The 697-nt window shown below is 46.5% G+C and carries 1 pseudogene; it reads right to left on the reverse strand.

Annotated features, from left to right (window positions below):
• Window positions 1-212 precede the first annotated feature (212 nt).
• Window positions 213-697: pseudogene (locus QTN94_RS20215) on the reverse strand (DUF6708 domain-containing protein); the annotation flags it as partial.

Here is a 697-nt window from a genome sequence, read left to right on the forward strand (position 1 = left end):
TTACCTGGATTTAATGGTTCTTGTTGCATTAAATGACCATTGGGGTAGTGATCCACGCCGTGTTGGGTAATATGGAAGTTGGGGGTAAAGCCAAACTCCTCTGGCCCAACCCAATGGTTGGGGCCGACTTGTCTAATCTCACTCATGATGGGTTCTTCCTCCGCGAACAGCTCAACTGAGCGGCAGTGCGGATAAACTGTCGTGAAAAACGTCTAATGCCAATTGCATCGTTTACCTGTCCACTTATGGACTTGTTCCGGCCATTTATGTCTCAAAGGATTACACCAGAGTGAAAAAAGAGCGGGTCTGAGCAGAAAACCAAGTGGTAACGTAAGAATAAAGGTAACAATTGCAAACAGCCGACTCCGACCTTCTTCTTCAGCGAGTTCAAAGTTAACACCTATCTGTCTTGGCTCTTTACTGATCTCGTACCATAGCGGTTGTTCGTCTGCCATATAGCGGCGAACGTATTCCCAATAGCCATATACAGGGGCATGACTACCCATGTTATGAACTAAAGAGAGATACTGATGGCGATGACCGGTTAGATCGGCATTGACCGCGTGTTTAGGGTTAAGCCAGAGCATTAACTCATAGCCATCTTTTAACCGCCCGTAGCCCATATGGGTTTTCGCGACAATGACGGATATTTCACACTCTTGCCACGGAATACGATAGAGCACTTTATCGTGCCATA

Origin of the sequence: Vibrio sp. M250220 (genome assembly GCF_036533795.1) — a bacterium.
Lineage (GTDB): Bacteria > Pseudomonadota > Gammaproteobacteria > Enterobacterales > Vibrionaceae > Vibrio.